At 65.4% G+C, this 2792-nt stretch carries 4 protein-coding genes; all 4 read right to left on the reverse strand.

Annotated elements, in window-relative coordinates:
* The coding region (locus FHG71_RS23020; RefSeq protein ID WP_246045588.1) for a pilus assembly protein TadG-related protein at positions 1–221 on the reverse strand (221 nt) is incomplete at its 3' end.
* Positions 222–243: 22 nt separating this feature from the next.
* Positions 244–1083, reverse strand: coding sequence for a Flp pilus assembly protein CpaB (gene cpaB / locus FHG71_RS23025; protein WP_139084137.1), 840 nt, complete (start codon positions 1081–1083; stop codon positions 244–246).
* Positions 1084–1176: 93 nt separating this feature from the next.
* Positions 1177–1371, reverse strand: coding sequence for a Flp family type IVb pilin (locus FHG71_RS23030; protein WP_139084139.1), 195 nt, complete (start codon positions 1369–1371; stop codon positions 1177–1179).
* A gap of 526 nt (positions 1372–1897) precedes the next feature.
* Positions 1898–2734: a tyrosine-type recombinase/integrase gene (locus FHG71_RS23035; RefSeq protein WP_139084140.1), complete on the reverse strand. Its 837-nt coding sequence runs from the start codon at positions 2732–2734 to the stop codon at positions 1898–1900.
* Positions 2735–2792 lie beyond the last annotated feature (58 nt).

The following is a 2792-nucleotide window of genomic DNA, read 5'->3' on the forward strand; positions in this document are numbered from 1 at the left end:
GCGGCCTGAGCGCGCGTGATCGCGTCGCTGCCGCCATCGAGTTCCCCCGCGGCGGCGAGCGCCACGTTGTCAGCGAAGGACTGGAGCTCGGCCTGCGTGGAGGCGACCCGTCCCAGATCGAAGGACAGGGCGATCATTCCGAGGAGCGCGGCGAGCGCCAGCGCGAAAAAGACGATGAAGGTTCCTTCCTCGTCCTGGCGCAGGTCGCGGAAACGGCGCATGGGTCTGGCTCCCGCCTTTTGGTCAGTATTCTTCCATGGACACGACGCCGCCCCGGCGAACGGTGATCGCGCGGCGCGGCGCGGGAGCGGGCTCCGGCGCGGGGGCCGAGGCCACCTCGACCGGCGCGGGCTCCTCGGGCGGCGCGATCTGGAGCAGGTCGTTCAGGCTGATCGCTTCGAGGGGCATGTCCTCGGCGGCGGCCGGATCGCGCAGCGACAGCGACAGCGTCCCGGCCTTCTGGGCGAGCGCGAGGCGCTGGCCCTGGTCGGGCGTCACCTCGACCGTGACGGTGCGGGCCACGACGGGGGCGTCGTTCTCCTCATGGGCGTCTTGGTCCACGCCGATGACGCGGATGTTCTGGAGGATGGTGATGGCGCGCAGCGTCTCGCTGCTGCCCTGCGTCAGCACGACGTCCACGAAGTCGCCGGGGGTGACGAAGCCGCCCACAGCGGTTTCTGCGTCGACCTTGATCGCCATGGCGCGGGTGTTCTCGCTCAGCGTCTGGGCGATGGTAACCTTCTCGCCAAAACCGCTGACGCGCGAGGCCGACATAAGCTCGCCCTGGGCGATGGCCCGCATGGCGCGGCGCGGCTCCTGGCCCTCAATAGGCAGCAGGGCGGCGGGATCGGTGAAGGCCCCAGCGGGCACGGCGTCCACCGGCCAATCCATGCTGCTGACCATGTGCGGCTCAATCAACTGGCCGAAGGGAATGTCGCGGGCGGCCACCAGTACCGACACGGTGGAAATGCCGCTGTCGCGAGCGGCCTGGGCCTGGGCTTCCAAGTAATCGCGTGCCGCGTAGACCGATCCGCCGGCCACGCCAAAACCCGTGAGAACGATCAGGATCGAGCTAAGGCGCATTAGGGAGCTCCAAAGTCGGGAGAGAAACGCCGGAGATCCATGCTTGTGAATCTCCGGCACCTGCGGACCGCTAGAAGGAAGCGGAAACCTTAATCAGCAGGCAGCGACGTTCGCACCAAGAGCGGCGCAGGCATCGCCCATCTGCTCGGTGACGCCGTTACCCAAGCTGGTCAGCAGAACGCCGCCTACGGTGATTGCCAGCACAAGGGCGATGCCGTACTCGACGAGGGTCACGCCCTTCTCGTCCTTGCGGAGGCGGGCGAAGGTATTCACGAGCGCATTACGCATAACAGAGTTCCTGTGATTACAAGGCCGGGGGCCGGTTTGGACTTCGATGGGCCGCTCGTTGGTGAACCGGCCTGAGATAATTTATAGATTAATGTCGTGTTCTTGTATTTTTCTAAGACGCCCAAAACTTCCCGTTCGGGTTGAGTTCTTGTTCGTCCTGATTATGCAGGCTGAGGTGGGGAAGTTTACTCAGATCAGAGTCGAACGAATCGCGGGTGCGTCGCTCTCCGAAGGAGCCCCCCAATTCGCTGAGTGCATCCCTGACACGGGCCGCCTTAGGGGGTAGCTGATCTGTCAGCTCCTCACCCTTCGCAAGTTCCTGTCAGAAAAAGGGCAAGATAGCGTTCTAGATGAGATCTGAGCTAGGCGCATCGAGTTGTACAGCTCTTGGCTGCTTGCCCGAGCTCGGTCCGAGTCAGGCCCACTCCGTGGCGCAAGAGCATGACCGACTAGGTGCGCTGCATCACAAGGCTCTATCTACCTGCTGATCCCGATGAAAGTCCGCCGCTCCAGGTTTTGCTGAGATCTACGCCCGACCCTGCCGCCGGGCTAGAATGGCCGCCCCGCTCTCCTGGGCTGAGATGTGCCGCGTGTAACGCGCCGGTATGGCATCGCCTTTCCACCCGCCGGCTTGCGCGATGAGGCCCGTGGGCACGCCCGCCGCGCGCTGCTCAACGGCGGCGCTGACGCGGGTCGAGTGCGCCGAGAAGTCCTCGCCCACGCGGCGCTTGTAGATGCGCGCGACGTCGCGGCGGGTCAGACGCTTACCCCGGTCATTGCGCGACATCGGCACGAACAGCGGGTCATCATCGTCAAGTCCCGCTGCTTTCACCCAAGCGCGCACCCGCTCGAAGGTATACCGAGCCACGAAGCGGAAGTCTCCGTCGCCCTCCTGGTCTGTCTTGGACCGGGCGACGTAGGCCACGGCATCGCCCCCCTGCGACCGGACATCGGCCACGTGGAGCGCGACCAGCTCGGCGGCCCGGCAGAGCGTGTCATAGGGGGCGGCGTCGCGGAGATCCATCAGCGAGGTCCCCATGCGCTCCAACGTGCCATCGATGTGAGCCCGGCGCATCGGCGTGGCCTGCTTCGGGCGATGACCCTTTTCAACCGCCGCCCGACGCGTCCGCTTCTGGGCCAAGATGACGACACCGGCTCCTGCCGGCAGCGGCAGGTCCAAGTCGCGGTGCATCCGATTGATAGCGGCGACATAGGTTTTGATTGTCGCGGGCGTCAGACGCTCGGCCAAGTCGTCCACGAAGGCCGCGAGTGTGCGGGGGGCGACGGGCAATAGATAGAGGATGCCCTTCTCGTCGCACCACCGGACGAAGGCCCGCACCCCCACACCGTTGTTGATCAGCATGGAATAAGGACCCCGCTTCCGGGGTGATCGGCGTCCAAACGGGACCCCTTTGGCGCAG

The sequence above is a fragment of the Rubellimicrobium roseum genome (assembly GCF_006152145.1).
GTDB classification, from domain to species: Bacteria; Pseudomonadota; Alphaproteobacteria; order Rhodobacterales; family Rhodobacteraceae; genus Rubellimicrobium; species Rubellimicrobium roseum.

Excerpts from the sequence above, each read along its gene's own strand:
- FHG71_RS23030 (WP_139084139.1), bottom strand. The coding sequence starts at position 1,371 with ATGCGTAATGCGCTCGTGAATACCTTCGCCCGCCTCCGCAAGGACGAG.
- cpaB (WP_139084137.1), bottom strand. The coding sequence starts at position 1,083 with ATGCGCCTTAGCTCGATCCTGATCGTTCTCACGGGTTTTGGCGTGGCC.
- FHG71_RS23035 (WP_139084140.1), bottom strand. The coding sequence starts at position 2,734 with ATGCTGATCAACAACGGTGTGGGGGTGCGGGCCTTCGTCCGGTGGTGC.